The organism is Nocardia sp. NPDC050713 (genome assembly GCF_040654315.1).
GTDB lineage: Bacteria > Actinomycetota > Actinomycetes > Mycobacteriales > Mycobacteriaceae > Nocardia.
Map to the genome: position 1 here is coordinate 47,046 of NZ_JBFAHS010000020.1, position 26,910 is coordinate 73,955.

At 68.2% G+C, this 26,910-nt stretch carries 24 protein-coding genes, 1 tRNA gene and 1 pseudogene; 10 read left to right on the forward strand and 16 right to left on the reverse strand.

Annotated elements, in window-relative coordinates; all coding sequences use genetic code 11:
• Positions 1-223: 223 nt before the first annotated feature.
• The gene (locus AB0H49_RS29880; RefSeq protein WP_354998192.1) at positions 224-973 is read left to right on the forward strand and encodes a lysophospholipid acyltransferase family protein; all 750 of its coding nucleotides are present in this window, start codon (positions 224-226) and stop codon (positions 971-973) included.
• Positions 974-1,181: 208 nt separating this feature from the next.
• On the opposite strand, the pseudogene AB0H49_RS29885 reads toward AB0H49_RS29880, so the two are convergent.
• Positions 1,182-1,397: pseudogene (locus tag AB0H49_RS29885) on the reverse strand (hypothetical protein); the annotation flags it as partial.
• Positions 1,398-1,438: 41 nt separating this feature from the next.
• On the opposite strand from AB0H49_RS29885, the gene AB0H49_RS29890 reads away from it, so the two are divergent.
• The 5 genes from AB0H49_RS29890 (at position 1,439) to AB0H49_RS29910 (ending at position 5,974) form a co-directional block, all read left to right on the forward strand.
• Positions 1,439-2,317, forward strand: coding sequence for an NAD(P)H-binding protein (locus AB0H49_RS29890; protein ID WP_354998190.1), 879 nt, complete (start codon positions 1,439-1,441; stop codon positions 2,315-2,317).
• A gap of 135 nt (positions 2,318-2,452) precedes the next feature.
• A tRNA-Gly gene (locus AB0H49_RS29895) sits at positions 2,453-2,525 on the forward strand.
• 247 nt (positions 2,526-2,772) lie between these two features.
• Positions 2,773-3,933, forward strand: a complete 1,161-nt coding sequence (locus tag AB0H49_RS29900; protein WP_354998992.1) for a fused response regulator/phosphatase — start codon at positions 2,773-2,775, stop codon at positions 3,931-3,933.
• Positions 3,930-5,534, forward strand: coding sequence for a CHASE3 domain-containing protein (locus AB0H49_RS29905; RefSeq protein WP_354998189.1), 1,605 nt, complete (start codon positions 3,930-3,932; stop codon positions 5,532-5,534). Before AB0H49_RS29900 ends, AB0H49_RS29905 begins: the two co-directional genes overlap by 4 nt.
• Positions 5,531-5,974, forward strand: coding sequence for a response regulator (locus AB0H49_RS29910; protein WP_354998188.1), 444 nt, complete (start codon positions 5,531-5,533; stop codon positions 5,972-5,974). The genes AB0H49_RS29905 and AB0H49_RS29910 overlap by 4 nt, the downstream gene beginning before the upstream one ends.
• 60 nt (positions 5,975-6,034) lie before the next feature.
• Here AB0H49_RS29910 and AB0H49_RS29915 read toward each other — a convergent pair whose 3' ends face one another.
• Complete coding sequence (locus AB0H49_RS29915) at positions 6,035-6,397, reverse strand: STAS domain-containing protein (protein ID WP_354998187.1); 363 nt, start codon at positions 6,395-6,397, stop codon at positions 6,035-6,037.
• A gap of 257 nt (positions 6,398-6,654) precedes the next feature.
• Between AB0H49_RS29915 and AB0H49_RS29920 the strand changes: the two genes are divergently transcribed.
• Both AB0H49_RS29920 and AB0H49_RS29925 read left to right on the forward strand, forming a co-directional pair.
• Positions 6,655-7,074 (forward strand): ATP-binding protein, encoded by a 420-nt coding sequence (locus tag AB0H49_RS29920; protein ID WP_354998186.1) that lies wholly within the window; start codon positions 6,655-6,657, stop codon positions 7,072-7,074.
• A 51-nt stretch (positions 7,075-7,125) separates the two neighbouring features.
• A complete protein-coding gene (locus tag AB0H49_RS29925; RefSeq protein ID WP_354998185.1) occupies positions 7,126-7,809 on the forward strand; it encodes a PAS and ANTAR domain-containing protein in 684 nt (227 codons plus the stop codon).
• Between the two features lie 39 nt (positions 7,810-7,848).
• Here the strand turns inward: AB0H49_RS29925 and AB0H49_RS29930 are convergent, their stop codons facing one another.
• Both AB0H49_RS29930 and tuf read right to left on the reverse strand, forming a co-directional pair.
• A complete protein-coding gene (locus AB0H49_RS29930; protein WP_357256172.1) occupies positions 7,849-9,282 on the reverse strand; it encodes a lipase maturation factor family protein in 1,434 nt (477 codons plus the stop codon).
• Between the two features lie 327 nt (positions 9,283-9,609).
• Positions 9,610-10,791 (reverse strand): elongation factor Tu, encoded by a 1,182-nt coding sequence (gene tuf / locus AB0H49_RS29935; protein WP_357256174.1) that lies wholly within the window; start codon positions 10,789-10,791, stop codon positions 9,610-9,612.
• A gap of 344 nt (positions 10,792-11,135) precedes the next feature.
• On the opposite strand from tuf, the gene AB0H49_RS29940 reads away from it, so the two are divergent.
• Positions 11,136-11,696: a dihydrofolate reductase family protein gene (locus tag AB0H49_RS29940; protein WP_354998182.1), complete on the forward strand. Its 561-nt coding sequence runs from the start codon at positions 11,136-11,138 to the stop codon at positions 11,694-11,696.
• Positions 11,697-11,763: 67 nt separating this feature from the next.
• Here AB0H49_RS29940 and AB0H49_RS29945 read toward each other — a convergent pair whose 3' ends face one another.
• The 3 genes from AB0H49_RS29945 to AB0H49_RS29955 are packed head-to-tail and all read right to left on the reverse strand — an operon-like array spanning position 11,764 to position 15,282.
• Positions 11,764-14,079, reverse strand: coding sequence for a heavy metal translocating P-type ATPase (locus tag AB0H49_RS29945; RefSeq protein WP_357256176.1), 2,316 nt, complete (start codon positions 14,077-14,079; stop codon positions 11,764-11,766).
• A gap of 30 nt (positions 14,080-14,109) precedes the next feature.
• Complete coding sequence (locus tag AB0H49_RS29950) at positions 14,110-15,030, reverse strand: hypothetical protein (protein WP_357256178.1); 921 nt, start codon at positions 15,028-15,030, stop codon at positions 14,110-14,112.
• Positions 15,031-15,060: 30 nt separating this feature from the next.
• Positions 15,061-15,282, reverse strand: a complete 222-nt coding sequence (locus tag AB0H49_RS29955; RefSeq protein WP_354998179.1) for a heavy metal-associated domain-containing protein — start codon at positions 15,280-15,282, stop codon at positions 15,061-15,063.
• A 129-nt stretch (positions 15,283-15,411) separates the two neighbouring features.
• Here AB0H49_RS29955 and AB0H49_RS29960 point away from each other — a divergent pair, with 129 nt between their 5' ends.
• On the forward strand, positions 15,412-15,549 hold the full coding sequence (locus AB0H49_RS29960; RefSeq protein ID WP_357256180.1) for a hypothetical protein: 138 nt from the start codon (positions 15,412-15,414) through the stop codon (positions 15,547-15,549).
• Positions 15,550-15,739: 190 nt separating this feature from the next.
• Here the strand turns inward: AB0H49_RS29960 and AB0H49_RS29965 are convergent, their stop codons facing one another.
• The 9 genes from AB0H49_RS29965 to AB0H49_RS30005 form a co-directional block, all read right to left on the reverse strand.
• On the reverse strand, positions 15,740-16,402 hold the full coding sequence (locus AB0H49_RS29965; protein WP_357256182.1) for a sterol desaturase family protein: 663 nt from the start codon (positions 16,400-16,402) through the stop codon (positions 15,740-15,742).
• Positions 16,403-16,426: 24 nt separating this feature from the next.
• Entirely contained in the window at positions 16,427-17,191 is a 765-nt protein-coding gene (locus AB0H49_RS29970; protein WP_357256184.1) for a GntR family transcriptional regulator, read from the reverse strand.
• A 146-nt stretch (positions 17,192-17,337) separates the two neighbouring features.
• Entirely contained in the window at positions 17,338-17,988 is a 651-nt protein-coding gene (locus tag AB0H49_RS29975) for a hypothetical protein (protein ID WP_354998175.1), read from the reverse strand.
• Positions 17,985-19,655 carry an ABC transporter family substrate-binding protein gene (locus AB0H49_RS29980; RefSeq protein WP_357256186.1) on the reverse strand — a complete coding sequence of 557 codons (1,671 nt, stop codon included), beginning with the start codon at positions 19,653-19,655 and terminating at the stop codon, positions 17,985-17,987. The genes AB0H49_RS29975 and AB0H49_RS29980 overlap by 4 nt, the downstream gene beginning before the upstream one ends.
• A 35-nt stretch (positions 19,656-19,690) precedes the next feature.
• Positions 19,691-21,373: an ABC transporter family substrate-binding protein gene (locus AB0H49_RS29985; protein ID WP_354998173.1), complete on the reverse strand. Its 1,683-nt coding sequence runs from the start codon at positions 21,371-21,373 to the stop codon at positions 19,691-19,693.
• Positions 21,370-23,049, reverse strand: a complete 1,680-nt coding sequence (locus tag AB0H49_RS29990) for an ABC transporter family substrate-binding protein (protein WP_357256188.1) — start codon at positions 23,047-23,049, stop codon at positions 21,370-21,372. Before AB0H49_RS29990 ends, AB0H49_RS29985 begins: the two co-directional genes overlap by 4 nt.
• A 13-nt stretch (positions 23,050-23,062) precedes the next feature.
• Positions 23,063-24,934, reverse strand: a complete 1,872-nt coding sequence (locus AB0H49_RS29995; protein WP_357256190.1) for an ABC transporter ATP-binding protein — start codon at positions 24,932-24,934, stop codon at positions 23,063-23,065.
• Positions 24,931-25,857 carry an ABC transporter permease gene (locus AB0H49_RS30000; RefSeq protein ID WP_354998170.1) on the reverse strand — a complete coding sequence of 309 codons (927 nt, stop codon included), beginning with the start codon at positions 25,855-25,857 and terminating at the stop codon, positions 24,931-24,933. The genes AB0H49_RS29995 and AB0H49_RS30000 overlap by 4 nt, the downstream gene beginning before the upstream one ends.
• Positions 25,858-25,897: 40 nt before the next feature.
• Positions 25,898-26,875, reverse strand: a complete 978-nt coding sequence (locus AB0H49_RS30005; protein ID WP_141807929.1) for an ABC transporter permease — start codon at positions 26,873-26,875, stop codon at positions 25,898-25,900.
• Positions 26,876-26,910 lie beyond the last annotated feature (35 nt).

The window sequence follows — 26,910 nt, forward strand, 5'->3', positions numbered from 1 at the left end:
CGCCGGGCGCGGTGCGGCCGTTCGCGATCGGGAGTCTCGGCTCGGATGATGTCGCGGAACTCTCGCTCGATGCTGCGTTCCTGATGGTCCGGTCGCCGCACGGCAGCGGTCGGGCGCGTTCCACTTCGACGATCCTCTTTCTAGGCGCGATCGGTGCGGATCCCGGATCCGGCGGGCGTCGCAGCTGCCGGATGGGAAAGTCTGCGACTACGCTAGCGGAATTGTGGAACCCGTCTACCGGACGATCATCGGGCTGGCCCGGACCGTCTTCTTCGTGCAAGGTCTGAAGTTCACCGTCAAGGGCGCTGAACATATTCCGCCGACCGGTGGTGCCGTCATCGCGGTCAACCACACCGGCTACATGGACTTCACCTACGCCGGTCTGCCGGTGCGCAAACCCAAGCGCTACGTCCGGTTCATGGCGAAGAAGGAAGTCTTCGACAACAGCATCTCCGGCCCGATCATGCGGGCGCTCAAGCACATTCCGGTCGACCGCGGGGCGGGCGCCGACTCCTACAAGGCCGCGGTGGACTACCTGCGGCGCGGGGAGCTGGTCGGCGTCTACCCCGAGGCCACCATCAGCCGCAGCTTCGAGATCAAGGAGTTCAAGTCGGGCGCGGCGCGGATGGCCATCGAGTCGGGCGTGCCGATCATTCCGATCGTCATCTGGGGCGCGCAACGCGTCTGGACCAAGGGGTTCCCGAAACGCTTGGGCCGCACCAACACTCCCATCTCCATCATCGTCGGCGAGCCCATCCAGCCCTACGAACCCGCCGCCGACCTCACCGCCGAACTCCGCACCACCATGCAGCGGATGCTGCTCGAAGCGCAGAACGGCTACGACCACGAGCCCGGCGCCTACTGGGTGCCCGCGCGCCTCGGCGGCAGCGCACCGACCCTGGAGCAGGCCGACGCCATGGACGCCGCCGAGGCGGCCGAGAAGGCGGCCCGCCGCACGACCCGCACCGACTGACGCCTACGCGGGCGCCTGGCACGGCGTCGGGGCGGGCAGGTGCCCGCGGAAGAACTTGTGGCGTTCGCTGACGGCGAGGTCGGCGGCCACGGCCGGGATCGACCGCCCGGTCGGCTCGGCGAGCGCGGCCGCGGCGCCGAAGTTCGCGAAGCGCGTCGGCGAGTTCGCCCGCCGGGCCCGGCATATCGGCGAGCCGCACGACCCGATCGGTGAGTTCGCTCGCGGGGACGCCCAACATCGGGTTGGCGGCGCCGGGAGCCAACCGCAGCCGCACGCAACTCGCCGGCGCTTTCGCCACGGAGTACGTCGCCCTGGTCCGCGGCCCGAGCACCAGCGCCTCCCGCCGCCCACCCTGCTCCGCGCGCAGCACGATCGTGGTCGCGGTGTGCGGGATGTGCGCGAACGGCTCGGACAACTCACGCACCAACGGAATTCGCCCGAGTTCGGTCAGCCACGGGCGCAGCGATGCTGGTGTGCGTTCTGGTCACCGGTGCCACGGGCACCATCGGCAGTGAGATCGTCCGTCGGCTGGCCGCGCGTGCGGTGCCGGTCCGCGCGGTGACGCGCGACCCGGCGCGGGCACGGATGCCCGAGGGCGTCGAGGTGGTGCGCGGCGACTACAACGACGCCGCTTCGATGGCGGCGGCCATGACGGGCGTCGAGGCGGCGTTCCTGGTCGGCGTTCTCGGTCCGGAGGACGCCGACACCGACCGCGCGCTCATCGCCACGGCCCGCGCGGCGGGCGTGCGGCGCATCGTGAAGCTCTCGGCGATCGGCACCGGTGAGCCGGACCTCGGCCGTGTCGGCACCTGGCACCTGCCCGGCGAACAGGCGGCAAGGGAAAGCGGACTCGAATGGACCGTCCTGCGGCCGAGCACCTTCGCCTCCAACACCCTCAGCTGGTCCGAGCCCATCCGCGCGGGGCAGCCGGTGCCCAACCTCACGGGAGCCGGAGCGCAGGGCGTCGTCGACCCGCGCGACGTCGCCGCTGTCGCCGTCGAAGCCCTCCACTCCGCCGCGCACGCGGGCAACACCTATACCCTCACCGGTCCCGAGCTGCTCACCGCCGCCGACCAAGCGGCCGCGCTCGCCGCGATCCTGGGTCACCCGATCGAGGTCGTCGACGTCCCCGAGGAACAGGCCCGCGGGCACATGCTCGCTGCGGGCATGTCGGCCGAGTACGTCGACGGCGCACTCGCCGGACAGGCCTACGTCCGCGCGGGCCGCAACGCCGTCCGCACCGACGACGTGCGAACCGTCCTCGGCCGCCCACCCCGCGCCTACGCCGACTGGGCCGCCGCCCACATCGCCGCGTTCCGCCGCGCACCGGAACCGGTCGGCTGAAGCACGGCGACCTCGATCACCCCTCACGCACGCAGCCCAACCCGTGTGAGGAGGGCCGATTTTGAATCATCCGCACGCGCCGACTAAAGTTGCCCCTCGCACGGCAACGCGCCCTCGGGTCGTCACGCGGTGCATGCGGATGTAGCGCAGCTGGTAGCGCATCACCTTGCCAAGGTGAGGGTCGCGGGTTCGAATCCCGTCATCCGCTCTTCCCACTCTTTCGGTCGTGCGTTTTCGACATCAATCCATCACAAGGGCCTCAGGTGTGTGCCGCGCCACGTGCCCAAGATCGGCTACGATCACTCCTGCCTCTCGGTCCAGCAAACGGCCGCTGAGTATGTCGGCGTGCTCCTTGGGGTAGCGCCAGTTCGTCGTGATCGGAGGCCGTGGTGTCGTTGCACACCCACGATCCTGATATCGCTGTCGACGCGGGACGGTTGGACCGGGAACCGACGATGCTGTTGGTCGAGGACGATCCTGGCGACGCCCTGCTGGTCGAAGAACTCGTCGCCGATGTCGCGCAAGGTCTGCGCCTGGAATGGGTTCGGACGCTGGCCGAGGCGGGTGAGCGGATGCGCGTCTCGGTTCCCGACTGCGTGCTCCTCGATCTGCATCTGCCCGACGCCCAGGGTTTGGAGGCGCTGGCCAGGATCCGCGCGTACAACGATCAGGTCGCCGTCGTGGTGATGACGGGCCTCGACCAGGAGCGCACCGGCTTGGACGCGGTCGCCTCCGGCGCGCAGGACTATCTGGTGAAGGGCCGGGTCGAACCCGAATTGTTCGTGCGCGCTGTGCGTTACGCGATCCAGCGCAAGCACGCCGAACGCACCAGCGCGGCACTTCAGGCCAGCCAGATGCGGGCGCAGGAGAACGCCCGACTGGAGCGCGGCCTGCTGCCGACACCGCTGCTCGGGCCGGGCCGGACCGTCGACGTGGTCTCGCGGTACCGCCCCGGACGCGCGCATTCGCTGCTCGGCGGCGATTTCTACGACGTGGTCCAAGGCGAGGACGGCACGGTGCACGCCGTCATCGGCGACGTTTCCGGACACGGGCCCGATGCCGCCGCCGCCGGCGTCGCGTTGCGATTGGCTTGGCGCACACTGGTTCTCAGCGGCGTCACCGGACTGCGGCAGCTGCGTCTGCTGGAGCAGGTGCTGCTCGCCGAGCGCACCGATCGGCAGACCTTCGCGACAGCGACCAGCCTGGTCCTCGACCCGCGGACCCGCCGAGTGCACGTCTGGCGCGCCGGGCACCCCGGCATGCTGCGTCAGCGCGGCGACGAGTTGCACTGGCTCGAGGTGCCGGGCGGACCCGCCCTCGGCTTCCTGCCCGGACGCGCCCAATGGTCGAGTCACGAGGTCGATCTGCCGGACGACGCGGGCTTGATGCTGTTCACCGACGGCCTCTTCGAAGGCCACGTCGGCGCTGCCGGGCAGCGGCTGGGTGAACAGGGCCTGCTCGAACTGGCGGGCACGGTGCCCGCCGAACGAACCGAACCGTTCGTCGACGAGCTGATCCGTCGCGTCGAGGAATTGGCGAGCGCCGCAGGCGGTTTGGACGACGACGTGGCGATCTTGTATCTGCGCTGGGCAGCGGACGGGAGGCTGGACCGATGACGAGAACGACCGTCGGCAGGCTGACCGCCCAGGGCTGGTTCCAGCTCGTGCTCGCCGTGATGATCCTGGTGGTGATCGTCGGCGCGATCGCCGGCGGACAGGTCATCGCGCACACCAACCGCGTCACCGACCGTCTGCTGAGCCAGACCATGCCCGCGGCCGCCCAGGCGTACCGCCTGGAGAGCGCGCTGGTAAACCAGGAAACCGGCCTGCGCGGCTACGCCATCGCCGCCGATCCGCGCTTCCTCGAGCCGTACGACGAAGGCAAACGGGAACAGGAACGCGCCGCGGCCCGGCTGCGCGAGCTGCTCGCCGACCGGCCGGACCGGATCGCCGATCTCGAGACGGTGGAGCGAGCGGCCGCGCGGTGGCGCGACGAGTACGCCGACCCGCTCGCCGCGACCGTGACCTCCGGCACCACCCGTCCGGTCGAGACCACCGCGGCGCTGCGCGGCAAGACCATCTTCGACGAGGTGCGCGCCGCCTCCACCGCGCAGCACGACAACATCGCGGCCGAGGTCGCGCGGGGCAACGAGGAACTCGAGCGTGCCCGCACGGTGCGCAACGTCGTGCTCTCCAGCATGATCGCGGCCTTCCTGCTGACCGGAGTCGTCTTGACCGAGCTGCTTCGGCGGCTGGTCGCGCGCCCACTCGGCTACCTCACCGATTCCTCGAAGCGGGTCGCCGACGGCGATTTCGACCATCGCATCGATGCGCACGGTCCCGCCGACCTGGCCCTCGTCGCCGAGGCCGTCGAGGACATGCGTCGCCGGATCGTCGCCGAGCTCGGCGCCTCCCGCGGGCAGCAGGCGCTGCTGGAGCAGCAGAAGGCCGACCTCGACCTGCAGGCCGAGGAGCTGCGCCGCTCGAACGCCGAGCTGGAGCAGTTCGCCTACGTCGCCTCGCACGACCTGCAGGAGCCGCTGCGCAAGGTCGCCTCGTTCTGCCAGCTGCTGGAGAAGCGCTACGGCTCGGAGCTGGACGAACGCGGCAAGCAATACATCGACTTCGCGGTGGACGGCGCCAAGCGCATGCAGGTGCTCATCAACGACCTGCTGACCTTCTCCCGCGTCGGCCGGATCAGCGACGGCATCGAGCCGACCCGGCTCGACCAGCCGTTGCAGAAGGCGCTAACCAACCTCTCGTCGGCGATCGAGGAGAACGGCGCGACCATCGAACTGCCGGACGAGCTACCCGAGATTCTCGGTGAGCCGACCCCGCTGACGATGTTGTGGCAGAACCTCATCGGCAACGCCATCAAGTTCCGCAAGCCCGACGTCCCGCCGGTCGTGCGCGTCCACTGTGAGCGCGCGGCGGAAGCGACCGAGGGCTGGCAGTTCTCGGTGACCGACAACGGCATCGGCATCGCACCGGAATTCGCCGAGAAGGTGTTCGTCATCTTCCAGCGCCTGCACGGCCGCGACGAATACAGCGGCACCGGAATCGGATTGGCCGTCTGCAAGAAGATCGTCGAATATCACGGCGGCAGAATCTGGATCGATACCGACTATCGCGACGGCACCCGCCTCTGCTTCACCCTCCAGGCCGTCGAAACCGCGAGCACGGAGTCCAGCCCCCTCACCGAAGGAGCCAGCGCATGACCATTCCCGGCCAGCCGATCGACATCCTGCTCGTCGAGGACGATCCCGGTGACGAGTTGATGACGCGGGAGGCGTTCGAGGACAACAGGATCGGCAACACGCTGCACGTCGCGCACGACGGGCAGGAGGCGCTGGACTTCCTGTACCGGCAGGGCGACTTCACTGACGCGCCGCGACCCGATCTGATCCTGCTCGATCTGAACCTGCCGAAGTACGACGGCAGGCAGGTGCTGGAGAAGATCAAGGCCGATCCGGAGCTGACGCACATCCCGGTCGTCGTGCTGACCACCTCGGCGGCCGAGGAAGACATTCTGCGCAGCTACAAACTGCACGCCAACGCGTACGTGACCAAGCCGGTGGACCTGGACCAGTTCGTGGCCGCGATCAAGCAGATCGACGAGTTCTTCGTACAGGTCGTCCGGTTGCCGCGGCAGCGCTGAGGGCGTACCCCGGCCGTGCGCGGGCTGTAGACAAGCCTCGGCAGCGCTGACCGGGCGAGCTCAGCTCGGAGTGCTGCTCTCGTCCGCGGCGAGCGCGGCGTCCAGCGAGGGGAACACCGAGAGCAGCTCGTCGAGCGCGGTGAGTTCGATCGGGCGGCGCACCGCGTCGGAGGCGACGACGCGCAGCCGGGTCGGCTGCGCTTCGGAGGCGACGAGCAGCACGCTCAGTCCCGCCGAGCCGAGGAATCCGACCGCCAACATGTCGATGACCAGCGACTTTCCGCCGCGCTGAGCTTCTTCCAAGGCGGCTTGCAGCTGCGGCGCGGAAGCCATGTCGACCTCGCCGTGCACGGTGACGACGGCCACGTCGCCGTGTTCGCGCACCTCCACGTCGAGAACCTTGGACGCGCCCTCGCCGCTCACCGCCGGCCTCCCAGCTCGCAATTCGCCACTTTCCACCTCTGCAGCATCGAGCCTCGTCACGCTGGGCGCGACAAGGCTGTGAGCGTCTCCCAAGTCAATTTACCCGATCGTGACTGTCGTAATCGCCGCGTCCAAATACGGAGACGGACACCACTATCGGCCACCTCATACCGGGTGATCGGGCATGCGCGGTGTGCGAATGGGTATTGCTCTGGGCGAGAAGGCAATCGACATGGACGTTGCAGGGAGGCAGCGAGGTGACCACGTCCCGCTCACTTCGGCTTCGAACGCCGCCGAGACCGTTGGAGCTGGACTTTCCGGCAACCGCCGATCGTTTGGCCCAGGTCCGGCACACTTTCCAGGACTGGCTGGAACGGTGCGGCATCGGTTCCGACCGCGCTTACGACGTGCTGCTGGCGGTCGGTGAGGCGTGCACCAACGCGGTCGAGCACGGACATCGCGGCGACGGCGGCACCGTGCGCGTGCGTGCCGCGTGCACCGGGGCCGAGCTGAATGTGACGGTCGCCGATCACGGCCGCTGGAAGCCTCCCGACCCGCAGACGCGGTCCGTGCGCGGTCGCGGGCTCGCGATCATCCGGGCGGTGATTCCCGACGTCGCTGTGACCACCGGGGAAGGTGGGACCACTGTGGCGATGCGGCTGCCGCTCACCGCGTGATTCCCCGGACATAAGCCCGCGCTTTCCGGCCATAGCCGGAATACTGGTCGTGTGATCGAGGGCAGGGAACTGAGCCCGCGTGCGATCGGCGCGCTCGGCAGTGTGATCGGCACCGAGTCGTGCGCGAACGCCGGAGAGTTCCGCTTTTTCTTCGCGGACCAGCGATGGGAGTGGTCCGACGAGGTGGCCCGCATGCACGGCTACGAGCCGGGCGCCGTGGAACCGACGACGGCGTTGCTGCTCTCGCACAAACATCCCGACGACCGCGAGCTGGTCGAATCGATGATCGCCAAGGTGGTGGACACCGCCGAACCTTTCTGCAGCAGGCATCGCATCATCGATACCGAAGGCCGGGAGCATCCGGTCATCGTCATCGGCGACTATCAGACCGACGAGAACGGCGCCGTGATCGGCACGGCCGGGTATTACATCGATCTCACCGATGCCCTCGAGGGTGAGCGCGAGGACGTCATCGAGGACGTGCTGCCCGAGCTGATCGAGTCGAGAGCGGCGATCGAACAGGCCAAAGGCGTGCTCTCGCTGGTCTACGCCGTGTCCGTCGACCAGGCCTTCGCGATCCTGCGCTGGCGCTCCCAGCACACCAACACCAAGCTCCGCGACCTCGCGCAGCAATTGGTGCTCGACGCGCGGAACATCGACGCCGACCTGGCAGGTCTGCGCACGCGGTTCGATCACGTACTGCTGACCGCGCACGAGCGGGTCGTGCCGGAATAGGCTTGCCTCCGCCTTCGCTGCGGGCGTCAGCAGGACTCATCAGGCGAAGCCGCGGGCTTGGTGCAGGGTCAGCGGTGGGAGGTACTCGTCGACCAGGTCGCGGCGCCAGCAGGTGTGGTCGCGTCGGAGTTCGCGCAGGCTGGTGTAGCGGTATTCGTACAGCCGGGCGCGGATATAGCGGGGCGGGTCGTCGGGGAACGGGCAGCGGCGCAGCAGACGCAACGTCGCGGGGTCGTTCTGGAGCAGTCGCACGACGAAGGGGAGCAGCCAGGATCGGGCGTAGCGCGGCGAGATGGCGGCGAACCACATCAGCCAGTCCAGTCGCAGGTGGTAGGGCGCGAACTGGCGGGGCCAGCGGCGCGGGTCACCGGGTTTGCCCTTGAATTCGTATTCGCGCCACACCGTTTCGTCGGAGATCGAGGCGTCGGCGGTGCCTTCGATCACCACCTCGTTGCGCACCCGGTCGATGCTTCCGAAGGCTCCGTAGGTGTTGACCAGGTGATACGGGTTGAACGAGGTGTTCATCCGCTGGTTCTTGGAGAGCAAGTTGCGCACCGGCCAGTAGCTGAGGCCGATGGTCACCACGGTCAGAGCTATCACCGCGCCCGCGAACCAGAGCGGCGGCTCGGACAACGCGGGCGCGCCGGGCAGTGGGCCGAACACGCGCGCGTCCAGTGCCGTGACCGCGAGCAGGATCGTCAGCCAGTTCAGCCAGGCGAAGTTGCCGGAGAGCACCAGCCACAGCTGCGTCACGATGACGAGTCCCGCGGCGATGCTCGCCACCGGCTGCGGCGTGAACAGCCCGAACGGCACCACGAGCTGGGCGAAGTGATTGGCCGCCACCTCCGCCCGGTGCAGCGGCCGAGGCAGGTGGTGGAAGAACCAGCTGAGCGGGCCGGGCATCGGCTGGGTCTCGTGGTGGTAGTAGAGGCAGGTCAGATCGCGCCAGCACGGGTCGCCGCGCAGTTTGATCAGCCCGGCGCCGAACTCCACCCGGAACAGCAGCCAGCGGGCGAGCAGCAGAACCAGCAGCGGCGGCGCGACGGTGTCGTTGCCGAGGAAGATCGCCAGAAAACCCGTCTCCAGCAGCAGCGACTCCCAGCCGAAGGAGTACCAGGCCTGGCCGATGTTGACGATCGACAGATACAGCGCCCACAGCACCGTCCACAGCGCCATGGCCGCCCACAGCGGCACCACATCTCCGAGCCCCGCGACCATCGCCGCCGAGAGCGCCACCCCCGCCCACGCCACACCCGCGAAGAACCGATCCGAATAGTGCAGGTGGAACAGGCTCGGCGAGCGCCGCGGCGAGACCCGTCGCAGGAACCGCGGCGCGGGCAGCATCCCGTGCTCGCCGATCAGCGCACGGAACTGCAACGCCGCTCCGAGGAAGGCGAGCAGGTACACCACCGCCAAGCCACGCTGAAAGATCAGCCTGGCCTGCCAGTATTCGGGCGCCGTGAACCACTCCATGCCCGCAGCTCCTCGGACGGTGGGCGTCCATGGTGCTTCCGTACTACCCAACCGCCCAGCACGGAAACGCCCCGCAGCCGCCTTGGCTGCCCCGGTGGCACAGACGGTGTGGACGCTTCACATAGGCACCGGCTGTGTGAAGCGTCCGCACGCTGTGTGGCCCCGCCAATCGCAGGCCGCCGCAGGCGCTTCGACCAGCCGTTGGCAGTGCCGCGAACGCTTTGGCTGTCCCGGTCGCACAAACTGTGTGGACGCCTCACATAGGTACCGCCTGTGTGAGGCGTCCACATGCTGTGTGGTCCCCGCCAACCGCTCGCTGGCCGGGGTTCAGGTGACGGTCAGGACCGTGCCCGCGCCGACCGTGCGGCCGCCCTCGCGGATGGCGAAGCCGAGGTTCGGCTCCAGCGGGAGCGCTCGGCCGAGCTCGACGGTGAGCTCGACCGTGTCGCCCGGGTGGGCGAGCGCGGTGTCGGCGGGCAGCGTGACGTCGCCGACCACATCGCCGGTGCGCACGTAGAACTGCGGCCGGTAACCGGTGGCGATCGGGGTGCGCCTGCCGCCCTCGGCCGTACCGAGCAGGTACACGCGCGCGGTGAAGCGGGTGCGCACCGCGATGCTGCCCGGCGCGGCGACCACCTGGCCGCGGCGGACCTGACCGCGCTGCACGCCGCGCAGCAGCAGCGCGACGTTGTCGCCCGCCTCGGCGAACTCCATGGTCCGGCCGAAGGTTTCGACGCCGGTCACGACCGTCGTCAACGCCTCACCGCCGAGACCGAGCAGCTCCACCCGGTCGCCGAGCCGGACCTGGCCGCGCTCGATCGCCCCCGTGACGACCGTCCCGCGACCGGTGATCGTGAGGACGTTCTCCACCGGAAGCAGGAACGGCGCGTCGGTGTAGCGGACCGGTATCGGCACGTGCGCGTCCACCGCGTCGAGCAGGTCGAGCAGCGCCGCCGTCCAGCGCTCGTCGCCCGCCAGCGCGCGCAGCCCCGAGACTCGCACGATCGGCGCGGTGTCGCCCGGGTAACCCTGGGCGGTGAGCAGCTCGCGGATCTCCAGCTCGATCAGCTCGAGCAGTTCCGGGTCGCCCGCGTCGGCCTTGTTCAGCGCCACCACGATGTGCTCGACGCCGACCTGCCTGGCGAGCAGCACGTGCTCGGCGGTCTGCGGCATCACGCCGTCCTGCGCGGAGACCACCAGGATCGCACCGTCCAGCTGGGACGCGCCGGTGATCATGTTCTTCACGAAGTCGGCGTGGCCCGGCATGTCGACGTGCGCGTAATGCCGTGTGGCGGTCTCGTATTCGACGTGCGCGATATTGATCGTGATGCCGCGCATCGCCTCCTCGGGGGCCCGGTCGATCCGGTCGAACGGCACGAACGCGCCGCCACCCCGCTCGGCGAGCACCTTGGTGATCGCGGCGGTCAGCGTGGTCTTGCCGTGGTCGACGTGCCCCATGGTGCCGATGTTCAGGTGCGGCTTGGTGCGGACATAGCTTTGCTTCGACATGTGTGTTCCTTGGTTTCCGGGCGAGCGCCCGAATGTCACGGGGGGACCTCTTCGACGGGGGCACCTTCCCCGTCGGAGATCCCGGGACATCCCGGGGAAGGTCAGCGTCGGGCGCCGTCGAACAGCGCGGCCACTGCCGCCGCTGCCAGGGCAGCCGCCATCGCGCCCGCGACCGCGGACTCCAGAACGATGGCGAGCCGGAACATGTCGAGCAGAGTACGGCCGCGGCGGGCCGCACGGCGAGCGATTTTTCTTGCGATGAGTTTTGCGGCCGTGCGCCGTCTGTATGTGTGAGATGCTCCGGACGTTCCGGGCACACAGCAACACATAAGCGAGGTCATGAAATGGGCAAGGTCGTTGTCTCCGAATTCGTTTCGGCCGATGGCATCATCGAGAACCCGGCGTGGACGTTCCCGTTCTGGAACGACAGCATCGCGAACTTCAAGAGCCGCGAGGTGTTCGACGCGGACGCGCTGCTGCTCGGTCGCACGACCTACGAGGGCTTCGCCGCGTCCTGGCCGGAGCACCCGGAGGAGGGCGAGTACAAGGACCGGATGAACAGCATGCCCAAGCACGTCGCCACCACCTCGCTCACCGAGCTGGCGTGGAACGCGACCCGCATCGAGGGCGATGTCGCCGAGGGCGTTGCCAAGCTGCGCGCCGAGCACGATCTGCTGGTCTTCGGCAGCGGCGCGCTGATCAACACGCTGCGCGCCAACCACCTCGTCGACGAGTACCGGCTGGTGATCTACCCGGTGCTGCTCGGCAAGGGCCAGCGGCTGTTCGAACCCGTCGACGCCGAGGACACCATGGAGCTGGCCGCCTCGGAGGTCCTGGACAACGGCGTGATCCTGGCGACCTACAAGGTCACCGCCCACAGCGTCGTGCGCCCCTCCTTCGACTGATTTCCGCGCGAAAAGGCGGGACGGCCATGTGGGGTGCCGTCCCGCCCTCTCTGTTTGTTGTCGCGCCCTACAGCGCCGTGGAGCGAAAACCGCGCAGCCGCAGGCTGTTGCTGACGACGAACACCGAGGAGAACGCCATCGCCGCACCGGCGAGCATCGGGTTCAGCAGCCCCGCCATGGCCAGCGGGATCGCGGCCACGTTGTAGGCGAAAGCCCAGAACAGATTGCCCTTGATGGTGCCGAGTGTCTTGCGGGACAACCGGATCGCGTCCGCCGCGGCGCGCAGGTCGCCGCGCACCAGGGTCAGGTCGCTCGCCTCGATGGCGACGTCGGTGCCGGTGCCCATGGCGAGTCCGAGATCGGCCTTGGCGAGCGCCGCGGCGTCGTTGACACCGTCACCGACCATCGCGACCACCTTGCCCTCGGACTGCAACCGCTCGACGGTGGCCACCTTGTCCTGCGGCAGCACCTCGGCGATGACCTCCTCGATGCCGACCTGATCGGCGATGGCCCGTGCCGCGGCCTTGTTGTCGCCGGTCAGCATGATCGGGGTCAAGCCGAGCGCCTTCAGCTGCGAGACCGCCTCGGCCGAGGTCGCTTTCACCGCGTCGGCGACCACCAGCACGCCGCGCGCCTTGCCGTCCCAGCCGACCGCGACGGGGGTCTTGCCCTCCGACTCCGCCGCGTGCCAGGCCCGCTCCAGCTCGGCGTCCAGGTGCTGCGACCAGTCGGCGAGCAACCGGGCCCGCCCGACGATCACCGCGTGCCCGTCCACCACGCCCTGCACGCCGAGGCCCTCGATGTTGGCGAAGCCTTCGACCGCCGCCAGCTCGCCGACCTTCTCGCGGGCGCCCTTGGCGATCGCCTGCGCGATCGGGTGCTCCGACGAATCCTCCAGCGCACCAGCCAAACTCAGCACTCGATCGGTGTCTTCGCCGTCGGCGGCGAGCACGTCGAGCAGGGTCATCTTGCCGGTGGTGACGGTGCCGGTCTTGTCCAGCACCACGGTGTCCACCCTGCGGGTCGACTCCAGCACCTCGGGGCCCTTGATCAGGATGCCCAGCTGCGCACCGCGTCCGGTGCCGACCATCAGCGCGGTCGGTGTGGCCAATCCGAGGGCGCACGGGCAGGCGATGATCAGCACCGCGACCGCCGCGGTGAACGCCGCCGCCACGGAACCGCCGGTGCCGAGCCAGAATCCGAGCGTCGCGACCGCGAGCGCGATCACCACCGGCACGAAGATTCCGGAGATCTTGTCGGCCAGCCGCTGGGCCTGCGCCTTGCCGTTCTGCGCGTCCTCGACCAGCTTCGCCATCTGCGCGAGCTGGGTGTCGGCGCCGATCCGGGTGGCGCGCACCACGATCCGTCCGCCGACGTTGACCGTCGCGCCGACGACGGCGTCGTCCGTGGCCACCTCGACCGGCACCGATTCACCGGTCAGCATCGACGCGTCGACCGCCGAGGAACCTTCCACGATCACGCCGTCGGTGGCGATCTTCTCGCCGGGGCGGACCACGAATTCGTCGCCGACACCGAGTTGTTCGATCGGAATCCGCTGCTCCACGCGGTCTCCATTGCCGCGGGGCCCTCCGTGGTCACGCTCACTGCCTCCGTGCCCGTCACTCGCGCCGGGACGCAGCACCGAGACTTCCTTCGCGCCGAGCTGGAGCAGAGCGCGCAGCGCCGCGCCCGCCCGCCGCTTCGACCTCGCCTCGAAGAAGCGCCCGGCCAGGATGAACGTGGTGACGCCCGCCGCGGCCTCCAAGTAGATGTTGCCGGTGCCGTCCATCCGGGAGATGGTGAACTCGAACGGGTGGGTCATGCCCGGCGTGCCCGCGGTGCCCCAGAACAGCGCGTAGAGCGACCAGCCCAGCGCGGCCAGGGTGCCCATCGAGACCAGGGTGTCCATGGTGGCGGTGCCGTGGCGCAGGTTGGTCCACGCCGCACGGTGGAACGGCAGCGCGCCCCAGATCACCACCGGCGCGGCCAGCGTCAGCGAGAGCCACTGCCAGTTGGTGAACTGCAACGCGGGGATCATCGCCATGGCGATCACCGGAACGGTCGACACCAGCGAGACGAGCAGCCTGGTCCGCAGGGCGGCGGTCGGATCCGCCTCGGCCGACTCTTCGGTCTTCTCCTCGGCCGGTGGTGCGGGCAGGGCGGCGGTGTAGCCCGCCTGCTCGACGGTGGCGATCAGGTCCTCGGGGGAGACGTCACCGGTGAAATCGACCCGCGCCTTCTCGGTCGCGTAGTTGACGGTGGCGGTGACGCCGTCCAGCTTGTTCAGCTTCTTCTCGATGCGGTTGGCGCAGGATGCGCAGGTCATGCCGCCGATCACCAATTCGACCTGGCCGGTGGCCGGTGATTGCGTCGCGGTCGTCATCGGTCTTCCTTTCTTTGCGGCATGTGGTGATCAGTGGCCGTGGCCTGGCTCGCCATGGCCGGTCTGCGCGTTGCCCGACGGTACCGAGAGCGTGAACTCGGCCGTGCGGACGACCCCTTCGTGCTGGAAGTCGAGGAACAGGCGGTAGTCGCCTGCCGTCGGCGCGGTCACGAAGAAGGTGACGCCGGGACCCGCCGTGGTGACGCCGTCGCCCGGGTGGCCTTCGGGGTGAACGTGTAGGTAGGCCAGGTCGGCGGCACGCAGCGCGACCAAGTGGCCGTAGGCGCCGAGGTAGGGCTGGAGGTCCGTGACGGGCTTGCCGCCCCTGCTCACCGAGAGCGTGACCTTCGAGGCCTGGCCGGGAATGACCGCACCATCCAGGGTAACGGTGTAGTCGCCCAGCGCCGTGGTGGTGGCGGGTGCGGGCAGTGGCCGCGGGTCGTAGGCGCCCGCGACGCGGAGGTCGGCGCCGAGCGTGCGGTTCGTGCCGCCCTCGGGGGTGAAGTCGGCGAACACGCGGTAATCACCCGCGCGGGTGAGGTCGAGCGGGACGCTCCAGGTTCCGTTGCCGTCCAGCGCCGGGTGCACGTGCTGGAAGGCGGTCATGTCACGGCGGACCACGATCAGGTGCAGGTCCTTGTCGTGGCTGCGGACGTAGCGGGTGACCGGTGCGCCCTGTCGATCCAGGATGCGGAAACGCAGCGTCGAGTTCGGCGCCGCGGTGGTCTGCGCGGTGTCCAGGCGCAGGGTGTAGCCGTCGGCGGTGGACAGTAGGCCGCCGGGCAGCTCCTCGGCGCCGGGCCCGCTGTCGGTGCCGGGCCCGGTCCCGTGTGTGTCGTGTGCGGCGGGCTCGGTGGGTTCCGGGCCGATCGCGGCTCCGGTCGCGAGAGCGATGACGAAGACCGCCGCGAGTCCGAGGGTGAAGCCGGTGAACTTGGTCGTGGCGTTCATCGGGGCTCCCTTTCGTGTCAGGGCTGGAGATCAGTCGGCGAGTCGGAAGCCCGCCCGGTCGATCGCGTCGGCGATGGTGGCGCGATCGAGCTGGGCCGGTCCCGACACGGTCACCGTCGCGCCGTCCAGGTCGACGCTCACCTCGGTCACGCCGGGAAGGGCACCGACCTTGTCGCGAACCTTGCCGACGCAGCAGCCACAGGTCATGCCGGTGACGGCATAAGTGGCTGTGGCGGGTGCGGTGGTGCTCATGTCTGTCTCCTCGTTGCTTCGACGGCTTCCTCCGTCGGCCTCGTTTTTACCATACCCCCCTAGGGTACTTTGTCAATCGGTTGCGGCTGTGGGTTCCGCGGCGGGGGTTCGCATGGTCACCTCGCGGCGATGTCCGCTGCGGCGAGCGCGAGCACCGCCGCGCCTGAGAACGGGGCCGAGCAGACGCTGGTCAGCTCGGAGGTATCGGCGATCTGGTTGGCGTCGAACGCCGCGGCGACGGCCGTGATCGCGGCCGAGCCCGCCTGATGGGAGACGTGGACGATGCTCGAGGCGGGCCAGCCGCCATTTGGCTACGTTCGATAGAGAAATGGATTCGACGGTAGTCGTATGGTGGCTTTTCAAGATCGAATAGCGACCATTCGACTACCGTCGAATTTCGGGGCATTGCACTGGATGCCGAGGCTGGCAGAGGCCGCCCTCGAGCGACGCGGTTACCTCAATTCACCTGCGCTCCATGCAAATTCCGAGCGGTGGGCGAGGTGTCCACCTCGCTCGGGTCCGGATACGTTCCGAAAATGCGGTCCGCGGTGCCGGAACTCGTGACGGTGAACCAGAAGTGCTCGTTCTTGTAGTGGTGGTGCCGGTGGTTGCGCCAAACGGCGCGGTACAGCGCCCTTTTCGGCTTGTAGTCGGTGTGGATGAGGTAGTGCGTCCACTCGTAGCCGAGGCCGAGCACCGTGATGGTCAGCAGGAACGTCAGGCCGAGGCCGAGGCGGGGGAATGCGAAGGCGGTGATCGCCAGCAACGCCACCATGACGAAGGCCAGCGAGCGGGTTGGGATGAAGATCAGCGGAATGTTGCGCGGATCGACGTGGTGCTGGCGGTGTTTGCGGGCCAGCTCGCTGTCCAAGGCGATCGGGCCGAGGCGCTTCGGCCGCCAGTGCAGCACTATGACGTGCACGACCCACTCGAACGCGGGAAACACCGCGAGCATCACCAGCGGCAGGAGTGCGTCGCTGAGCTGCCAGTCGCCCACCAGGATTCGGGCGACCAGGGCGAGAACCAGTGCGGTGCCGATCATCCAGGGTGAGGGGTGGCGGAGGAACTCGTGGAAGGCGTCACCGAGGGTGAGACCTCGGCGCAGCTGGGTTTTGGACATGGTGTCACCTCGGGTGTTGCGTGATCAGCGGCCGCCGAGGGCCTCGATCAGGGCGGTGGTCGCCGGTTCGAGCAGGGCCCGAGCCTTGTCGGCGGCCTTCTGCGGCCGGCCCGCCACGATGGCGGCGGCCAGTTCGCGGTAGCCCTCGGCATTGCCCACCTCGGCGGACATGACGGGGGCCAGCGCCGCGAGCGCGGGTTCGTAAGCGGTGCGCAGCATGTTGAACATCAGGCGGAACACGATCGAGTCGGCCGCGTCGACGACGTGATCCCAGAACTCCAGCGCATGCCGTTGCAGCGCGACCGGATCGGTCTCGACCGTGAGCGCCGCGACGACGCGCTCGAGATCGTCTCGCACCTGTTCGAACTCGGTGCTCGTCTCGGTGCTGGACTGGCTCGCGCCGCTTTGGTCCAACGACCCCATCCGCGCGGCCGCCAACTCGGCGACCTTCGGCCCGTTGTGCATACGGACCTCGAGGATGCTGCGCGCGACAGCGGGTTCGAGCATGCCCTCCCGGATCAACAGCCGGGGTAGAACCTCCAGCCCGGCGCCGCGCCGATAGTCGAGCACGGTGGTCGCGTCGCCCTGGCGCACCGCGACGAGCCCCGCCGCGGCCAGGCGTTGCAGCGCCTCGCGCACCGCGGGCCGCGAGACGCCGAGCGCTTCCGCCAACTGCCGCTCGCTCGGCAAGGTCGACCCGGGCGCGAGTTCACCGCTGAGCACATCCGCGGCGATCTGCTCGAACACATCCGCCGACACCGACCTCTTGACCACAGGTTGCAACGCCATGCGTCTACTGTGCGCCTCGGTGGTCAGCTGGTCAAGTGGTCAGACCAATTTGGCGGCCTAGTTCGGAGACGGCATCACGGTCGGTACGCCGGATGGCAGGCGACGATCTGAGCCACGAATGCATCGGGCCGGACTCGAGACTGGGCCTAGCTCGGATCGGACCCGCGAATGGCCGCCAGCCAGGTCGCGGTAGCCGCCGCGACACACAGCGCGCCGACAAAAGCGACAAGCCCCCCACCATCGACGTAGATCCACAGCAGCGCGGCGAAGGGCGCGGCAACGGCGGGTTGCACGTCGAACAGCAGGCGGCGCGTCACCCGGCTCGCGGCGAGCACGGGTGCGTCCGGATCGGGCCGACTCGGATTGTCGACGAGCCGCCCGGGCGGTTCCGTATCCCGCGCCCGCCCCGAGGGATACAGCCGCAAAGCCCCCGCACGAAGGACGCGCCCGTCGAACTCGGCCGAGCTCTCCGTGAAAGTCACCAGCGCCGGATCGAAGTACACCGGCAACCACCGTCGCGCACCAGCCGGACCGGTGACCTCCAACCACGATCGGCTCACCAACCGGTGCTGCTGCCGAACCCGAGCGACCCGAAGAACCTCGGGCAACCCGCAGGACAGCACCCCGAAGGCCACCAGAAGCCGAATCCCGGTGTAGCCCAGGATCCCCAGCGCCACCGTCGCCAACCCGGCCAACTGGTCCACCGTGGCGAACGGCGCCCACGCGGCACAGACCGCGAGGGCGCCGAGCGTCACGCCGATCGGATAGGCCAGCGGGTGGGCCGACCTCGAACTCACTTCAGGAAGCCGACTTTCGTGTAATCCGGCGTCGCCAACCCGAACGCGCCGTAGTTGGCGAGGTTGTCGCGCACCGCGTAGGTGCCCGAAGCCTGGTTCAGCGGAACCGAATAGCCCTCGGCGAAGATCATCTGATCGCACTGATTGGCCAGCTCGATCGCCTTGTCCGGGTCCAGCTCCGCGATGGTCTTGTCGATGAGAGCGTTGAGCTCCGGCGATCCGATGCGGGCCTTGTTGCCCATCAGGTTGTTCGGGTCGTAGTAGTAGACCTGCTGCAACACGCCGAGCGGCAGCGCGCTACCGCCCCAACTGAACTGGGCGATGTCGAAGTTACCGGGATCGATCACGTCCTTGAACAGACCCGTGCCCGGCACGGTCTGGATGTTCAGCTTCACGCCGACCGCGGCCAGGTTCTGCTGCACGATCTGCGCGGTCTGCACCCAGGCGTCCTGCTGGTACATCACGTCGCGCAGCTCCAGCCTGCGGCCGTCCTTCTCGCGCACGTCGCCGTTGAGCTTCCAGCCGAGCTCGTCCAGCATCCGGGCCGCCTCGGCCGGATCGTAGGAGATCGGCGCGGCGTTGTCCTGGTAGCCCTTCTGGCCCGCCATGAAGATGTGGTTGTTCAGCGGCTTCGGATTCTCGACCACGCCGTTCTGCGACGCGGTCACGATGCCCTGCCGGTCGATGGCCTTGGAAATGGCGATCCGCAGCTGCGGATCCTCGAGCAGCGAACCGGGCGCGCCGTTGAAGGTCAGATGCGACCAGCTCGGCTCCGGCGCGCGCCGGATGACCACGTTCGCCGCGTTGCGCGCCGCCGTCACGTTCTCGATGCCGGCCATGTAGGCGATGTCGAGCTCGTTGTTCTGGATGGCGGGCAGCCAGGCGGTGTGGTCGAGCACGCTCAGGGTGATGGCGTCCAGCTTCGGGGTGTCGCCCCACCATTTCGGGTTGCGGCTCAGCGTGATTCGCTGCTGCGCGCGGTCGATGTCGCTGATCACGAACGGCCCCGCGCTGAGTGTCGGCCCGTCCCGGTTGGCGGTGTTGAACGCCTCGGGAGATCCGGTGACCGACTTCGGGTAGAGCGGGCCGAACTGGCCGCGCCATTCACCGTAGGGCTGGGCGAAGGTGACGATCGCCTGCCGGTCGTCGACGCCGCGCTCGACCTTCTCCACCCGGTCGAAGCCGCTCAGCGCCGCGACCAGGTACGCGTTGTCCCTTCCGCTCAGCGCGTTCGCCTGGGAGCGCAAGTCCTCCCAGGTGATCGGGCTGCCGTCGGACCACACGGCTTTCGGGTTGATGGTGTAGGTGACCTGCTGCGGGCTGGTGTTGGTGAGCTGCACGTCGGTGAAGAAGTTGTGATCCACCGAGAGTTCGCCCGCCGCGTTGCTGACGAACGGCGCGGGCATGGTCGGGCCCGCCACCGCCGCACCGTCCTGGGTGTTGCCGTCCACATGAAGCACATTGAAGTTCTCCGGGAACGAGCTCAGCACCAACCGCAGGTTCCCGCCCTCGCGCAACTGGCTGGGGTCCACCGGGTTGATGTCGTTGGTGCTGCCGATCGTGCTGGTGCCGGGAGTGATCGCGCCGTTGTCGGAACAACCGGTGAGGATCAGGCCGAACGCGGCGAGTGACACCGCCACCCTGGTGGTCAAGGAACGTAAGCGCATCGAGCTGGTCCTTCCGCGTCGGCCTGATCGTCACATCACTGCGTGAACCCGACCTTAGTTACGTCGGCGGAGGCCAAGCCGAACGCGCCGTAGTTGGCGAGGTTCGCGCGCACGGCGACGGTGCCGGGCGACTGCACGATCGGCACCGAGTGGCCCAGGTCGAAGATCATCTTGTCGGCCCGGTTGGCCAGCTCGATGGCCTTGTTCGGGTCGAGCTCGGAGATCGTCTCCTCGATCAGCGCGTTCAGTTCCGGGCTGCCGACGCGGCCCTTGTTGCTGAGCCGGTTGTTCGGATCGTAGGCGTAGATCTGCGGCAGCGCGCCGAGCGGCAGGATGCCGCCGGACCAGGTGAACTGGCAGATCTCGAAGTTGCCGGGGTCGATCACGTCGGTGAAAAGACCGTTGCCAGGGAAGGTTTGGATGGTCATCTTCACGCCGACGGCGGCCAGGTTCTGCTGCGCGATCTGCGCCATCTGCACCCAGGTGTCCTGCTGGTACATCACATTGCGCAGCTCCAGCCTGCGACCGTCCTTCTCGCGCACGTCGCCGTTGAGCTTCCAGCCCAGTTCGTCGAGGATCCGCGCGGCGCCCTCGGGGTCGTAGGCCACCGACTGAGCGTTGTCCTGGTAGCCCTTCTGGCCGTTGAGGTAGATGTGGTTGTTCAGCGGCTTCGGGTTGTCGACGATGCCGTTCTGCGTCGCGGTGGCGATGCCCTGCCGGTCGATGGCCTTGGCGATCGCGACCCGCAACCGCGCGTCCTCGAGCAACGAGCCCGGCGCGCCGTTGAAGGTGAAGTGCGAGAACCGCGGTGCTGCGGCCCGGCGCACCTGGATGCCCGGCGAGTTGGTCGCGGTCTTCACCTCGTCGATGCCGGACACGGTCGCGTAGTCGAGCTCGTTGTTCTGCAGCGCCGAGATGCGCGCGGAGTAGTCGAGCACGCTGAAGGTGACGGTGTCGAGCTTCGGGGTGTCACCCCACCACTTCGGGTTGCGCTTCAGCACGATGCGCTGCTGGGCGCGGTCGATCGAGTCGATGAGGAACGGTCCCGACGAGATCGGCAGGCTGTTGCGCGCCCAGTTCTCGAAGGACTCCGGCGACTCGGTGGACGCCTTCGGATACAGCGGGTTGAACAGTCCCTGCCATTCGGCGTAGTGCTGGGCGAAGGTGACGATCGCCTGCCGGTCGTCGACGCCGCGCTCGACCTTCTCCACCCGGCTGTAGCCCTGCGTCGCGCGCACTTGATAGGCCGTGTCGCGTCCGTTCAGGGCGTTGACCTGCGAGCGCAGGTCCTCCCATGTGATCGGGGCGCCGTCGGACCAGACCGCTTTCGGGTTGATCGTGTAGGTGATCTGCTGCGGGTTGGTGTTGGTCAGCTCGATCTCGGTGAAGTAGTTCGAGTCGGTCGTCAGCTCGCCCGCCGCGTCCGAATTCACCGTGCCGGGCAGCGTCCAGCCGACCACCTCGGAGACGTCGCCCGATGCGTCCACGTGCGAGGAGTTGAAGGTTTCCGGGAAGGCGGTCAGCGCCAAGCGCAGATTGCCGCCCTCGCGCAACTCGCTGCGGTCGCGGGGGTTGATGTCGTTGCTGGTGCCGATCGAACTCGAGCCGGACTGCACATCGGCTCCCGCGCCACAGCCCGCGAGCAGCAGCGCGAAGGCCAGCGCGGGCGCGGCGACCACTGGGCCGAGCCGACGACGAGAGTGTATTGCTGCGGTCATTTCACGAATCCGATCTTGGTGTAGTCGTAGGACGCCAGGCCGGGAGAGCCGAAGTTGGCCACCTCGGCTCGGACGCCCCAGCTGCCGTCCGACTGGGTGAGCGGCAGCGAGTGCCCCTCTTCGAACACTTTGCGATCCACCTCGTTGGCCAGCTCGATGGCCTTGGCGGGATCCAGCTCGCGGAGTGTGCGCTCGATGAGCGCGTTCAGCTCCGGCGATCCGATGCGACCGAAATTGCCCTGCAGGTCGTTCGGGTCGTAGTAGTAGATCTGCCGAATGCTGCTGAGCGGGAAGGCGTCACCCTGGAAGGTGAACTGGGCGGCGTCGAAATCGCCCGGCTGGATGACGTCGGTGAAGTAGCCCGCGCCCGGTTTGGGGTCGATGACCAAGCCGACGCCGATCTGCGCCAGGTTCTGCTGGATGATCTGCGCGACCTGCACCCACAGCGCGTCGTTGTACATCACGTCGCGAATGATCAGCTTGCGGCCGTCCTTCTCGCGGACATCGCCGTTGAGTTTCCACCCGAGCGCGTCGAGTTCGCGCGCCGCCGCGGCCGGATCATAGGGCAGGCTGTTGTCCTGGTAACCGCGCTGGCCCTGCAAGTAGATGTGGTTGTTCAGCGGCTTCGGATTCTCCACCAGGCCGTTCTGGATGGCGGTCGCGATGCCCTGGCGGTCGATCGCCTTCGAAATAGCCACTCGCACCGCTGGATCGGCGAGGATCGAGCCGGGCGCGCCGTTGAACGTGATGTGCCGCCAGCGATTGCCCGGTGCGCGGCGCACCACCAGGCCCTCGGCGCCGCGCACGTTCTTCACGTCGTCGATGGAATTGAGCAGCACCGCGTCGATCTCGTTGTTCTGCAACGCGGCGACCCAGGCGCTGCGGTCGAGCACGGAGTAGGTGATGGTGTCGAGCTTGGGCTGCTCGCCCCACCACTTCGGGTTGCGGCCCAGCACGATCCGGCCCTGGCCGCGATCGGTCGACTGCACCTGGAACGGACCCGCGGTCGGACCCATCGCGTCGACCAGGCTGTTGTTGAACGACTCCGGGTCCTGCGTCACCGACTTGGGGAACAGCGAGGCGTTGCCCGCGAACTGGCCGCGCCATTCGGCGTAGGGATGGTGGAAGGTGAGGATGGCCTGGCGATCGTCCACGCCGCGCTCGACCTTCTCCACGAACTCGAATCCGTTGGTGATCGCGATCAGGAAGCGCTTGTCCTTGCCGCTGAGCGCGTTCGCCTGGGAACGGATGTCCTCCCAGGTGATCGGTGTTCCGTCGGACCAGACAGCCTTCGGGTTGATCGTGTAGGTGACCTGCTGCGGGTCGGTGCCGGTCAGCGCGACGTCGGTGAAATAGTCGTGATTGATCGACAATTCGCCCGAAGCGTCGGTGTGGAACGCGCGCGGCATCATCGGGCGCTCGATGTCGGCGATCTCGCCCTCGTTGCCGTCGTTGGACAGGGTGTTCCAGTTCGCCGGGAACGAGGTGGTGGCCAGCCGCAGATTACCGCCGTCGCGGATCTCCTCGCGCGGCTTGGGGTTGATGTCGCTCGTGGTGCCCAGCGCGTCGGACAGACCCGCCGCCGAGTCGTCGTCGGCCGTACCGCACCCGGCGGCGATCAGCCCGACCGCCACCGCTCCCGCGACCCACCGCATACCGTTCGAACGGATCCGCATGCTGCCCTCCTGACTATCGGCTGACGACCGGCACGGGCACCGCGTCGATCAGCCTGCGGGTGTACTCGTGGCTCGGGTCGGCGAAAATCCGCTCGGCGGGCCCGGATTCGACGATCTTGCCGCGATACATCACCGCGATGTCGTGGGCCAGGTTGCGGACCACCGAGAGATCGTGCGAGACGAACAGATACGACAGGCCACGCTCGGTCTGCAGGTCGCGCAGCAGATTCAGCACACCGGCCTGGATCGAGACGTCCAGCGAGGACACCGGCTCGTCGAGGACGAGCAATTCCGGATCGAGCGCGAGGGCCCGAGCGATGCTGATGCGCTGCTTCTGGCCGCCGGAGAAGTCGGCGGGATAGCGGTCGGCGTGCTCGGGCCGCAGACCGACCTGCTCGAGCAGCTCCGGCACCCTGCGGGCGATCTCGGCGCGCGGGCGTCCGTCGATGCGCAGCGGTTCGGCAAGCGCGTCGAAGATCGGCAGGCGCGGGTCCAGCGAAGCGGTCGGATCCTGGAAGACGATCTGCATCGTGCGCCGGATCTCGCGCCGCTGGGCCTTGGTCAGGGTGGACACGTCGCGGCCCATGATCTCGATGGTGCCCGACTGCGGCCGCACCAGGTCGAGAATCTGGGTGAGCGTGGTGGATTTTCCGGAACCCGACTCGCCGACCAGGGCCAGCGTGCGGCCGGCGCGCACCTCGAAGCTGATCCCGTCGACCGCGCGCACCTCGCCCTTGCGGCGCTGGAACACCACGCCCGAGGTGATCGGGAAGGTCTTGACCAGGTCGGTGACCCGGAGCACCACGCGAGACTCGGTCTCGACCTCGGCCTCCGGCTCCTCTATCTCGGAGCGGTACGCCTCGAACAGCCCCTGCGTGCCGACCTCCTCGGTGCGGATGCAGGCGGCGGCGTGGCCGGGGTCGGTCATCTCCAGCGGCGGTTCGGCGGCGCGGCAGTCGTCGATCGAGATCGGGCAGCGCGGCGCGAACGAGCAGCCGGGCGGCAGCGCGTGCATGGCGGGCGGCGCGCCGACGATCGGGATGAGTGGTCGGCGCGCCGGGCCGTCCATGCGCGGGATCGAGCCGAGCAGACCCACCGTGTACGGCATTCGTGGCGCGTTGAACAGCGCGCTCGCCGTGGCGGTTTCGACGATGCGGCCCGCGTACATCACCGCGACGCGGTCGGCGAGCGTCGCCGCGATGCCCATGTCGTGGGTGATCATGATGACGCCCGCGCCGGTGATGTCGCGCGCCTTGCGCAGCAGGTTCAGGATCTGCTTCTGCACCGTGACGTCCAACGCGGTGGTCGGCTCGTCGCAGATGATCAGCGCCGGATCGTTGGCGATGGCCATCGCGATCACCACGCGCTGGCGCATGCCGCCGGAGAACTCGTGCGGGAACGCCTTGGCGCGCATCTTCGCGTCGTCGATGCCGACCAGCTCCAGCAGCTCGACCGCCTTCTCGGCGGCCTCCTTCCGGTTCATCGCGCCGTGCGCGAGCAGCGCCTCGGCGATCTGATCGCCCACCCGGTACACCGGGGTCAGCGCGGAGAGCGGGTCCTGGAACACCATGCTGATCGAGCTGCCGCGCAATCGCGACAACTCCCGGTCGCCGAGGCCGAGCAACTCGCGACCGCGCAGCCGGATCGATCCGTTGATCCGCGCCTGCTCGGGCAGCAGACCCATCACCGCCAGCGACGACACCGACTTGCCCGAACCCGATTCGCCCACGATGGCGAGCACCTCGCCGTCGGCGACGCTGTAGTTCACCCCGCGCACGGCATCGATGCGGCCCTCCTCGCTGGGGAAGGAGACCCGCAGATCGGAGACTTCGAGCAGCGGTGCTGTGGAGTTGGCTGTCGCGGTCGAATCAACAGTCGCGGTCATGCCTCTGCCTTCTCCTTCTTGCGCGAGCGAGCCCGCTTGGCGCTCGGGTCGAACGCGTCGCGCAGGCCGTCACCGACCAGGTTCGCGCACAGCACGGTGACGATCAGCAGGCCACCGGAGAACATGAACAGCCAGGGATAGGTCAGCGCGGACTTGGTGCCCGCCGCGATCAGCGAGCCGAGCGAGACGTCCGGCGGCTGCACGCCGAAACCCAGGAAGCTCAGGCCGGTTTCGGCCATGATCGCCGAACCGACGGTCAGCGTGGTGTCGATGATCAGGATCGACGCGATGTTCGGCACGATGTGGCTGACGATGACGGTGCGCGTCGGCGCTCCCATATACCGTGCGGCCTTGACGAATTCGCGGTCCCGCAGGCTCAGCGTCAGGCCGCGCACGATGCGCGCGCTGATCATCCAGCCGAACACCGCGAGCAGAACGATCAGCAGCGCGATCGAACCGCTGCCCTTCGTGCGCGGCGCGAACAGCGCGATGATGATGAAGCTGGGCACCACGAGCAGCAGGTCGACGAACCACATGATGGCTCGGTCGGTCCAGCCACCGAGCAGACCGGCCAGCGCGCCCGCGGTGGCCGCGATGGTGGTCGAGATGATCGCCACGCACAGGCCGATGACCAGCGATTTCTGCAATCCGCGCAGGGTCTGCGCGAGCACGTCCTGGCCGATCTGGGTGGTGCCGAAGGGATGCTCGGCGCTGGGCGGTTTCAGCAGCGCGGTGTAATCCATCTGCTGGTAGTCCCAGGGCAGGAAGGGCGGCAGCGCGAAGCTCGCGACGAACAGCAGCACCAGCACGGCGGCGCCGACGACCGCGGGCTTGTTGCGCAGGAAACGCCGCAGCACCAGCTTGCGCCGCCCGGCCGCGGCGACCTCGGGCGCGCCTTGGACGATGATCTCGGCTTCGGTCATGCCGTTCTCCCCCTGATGAGAACCCCGTGGTCAGGCAGGTTCATCCCACACGCACCCGTGGATCGAGAATCGCGTAGACGATGTCGGACAGCAGGCCCGACACCAGCACGACCAGACCGGCGAACGCCGTCACCGTCACCACCACGTACAGGTCCTGGGCGTTGATCGAATCGACGAGCCACTCGCCGACGCCGTGCCAGCCGAAGATCTTCTCGGTGAACGTCGCGCCGGTGATCAGGCCGCCGAGGCTGTAGGCGAACAGGGTGGCCATCGGGATGAGCGCGGTGCGCAGGCCGTGCTTGTACAGCGCCTTGTTCCTGGTCAGACCCTTGGCGCGGGCGGTGCGGATGAAATCGCTCTGCAGCACGTCGAGCATCGCGTTGCGTTGGTAGCGGCTGTATCCGGCCATGCCGCCGAGCGCGAGCGCCGCGGTGGGCAGCACCAGGTGCTGGAGCCGGTCGACCAGCTGCGGCCAGAAGCCCTCGATCGCGCTGGCCGAGGTCTCGCCGGTGTAGAGGAATATCTGCGATCCGGTCGCCGAATTGATCTCCAGCGCGCCGTATTTCAGCAGCGTGGCCAGCAGGAATATCGGTGTGCTGAGAATCAGCAGCGAGACGACCGTCGTGAAGTAATCGCTGAATTTGTATTGCCGAATCGCGCCCGCAGCGCCGATCAGCACACCGAGCACCGTGCCGACGAGGGAACCGATGATCAGCAGCCGCAGGCTCACCGCGACCCGGCGCGGCAATTCCTCGCTCACCGGCTGACCGGCGAGCGTGGTGCCGAAATCGCCGCTCGGGATGCCCTTCAGCCAGGTGATATAGCGTTCTGGAATCGGATCGTTCAGATGCAATTCCTCGGCTTTGGCGTCGATCACCGCCTGCGGAGGGCGGGGGTTGCGCTGTTCGAGACTGTCCAGCGGCCGAAATGTCAGCGACGCGAGGCTGAACGTCAAGAACGAAGCCAGCAGCAACAGCACGACATAATTGAGCGCGCGTCGTAGCAGGAAGCCGGTCATCAGTCCTCTGGTTCTCCAGCCGGCTCGGCCGGCAT